Here is a 281-nt window from a genome sequence, read left to right as displayed (position 1 = left end):
CCGGTGGTGAATTCCTCCAGCAGCGACAGATTCCGCACATCACCGATGAACACCCCACCCCCGGGCGCCAACACCCGCAACACCTGTTCGATCACCCGCCGCAGATAAGCCGGGCCGGGGAAATACTGGACCACCGAATTCACCACCACGGTATCGAAATAGCCCTCGGGCAACCCGGACAGATCATCAGCCGCCGCGGTACGCAGGAAAACCCGTCCGGTCCACTCCGCCCGCACCGCAGCGAGGTGCCGGTCGAGTGTTCGTATCGTCACCGCCGACAG

The 281-nt window shown here is 64.1% G+C and carries 1 protein-coding gene; it reads right to left on the bottom strand.

The window, feature by feature from the left end; translation table 11 throughout:
• On the bottom strand, positions 1 to 281 hold a 281-nt coding region (locus ACX4ZE_RS23365), incomplete at both ends, for a methyltransferase domain-containing protein (protein WP_480275624.1).

This window comes from Nocardia sp. TBRC8007, assembly GCF_056629435.1.
This window is presented reverse-complemented; position numbering and strand designations above follow the sequence as displayed.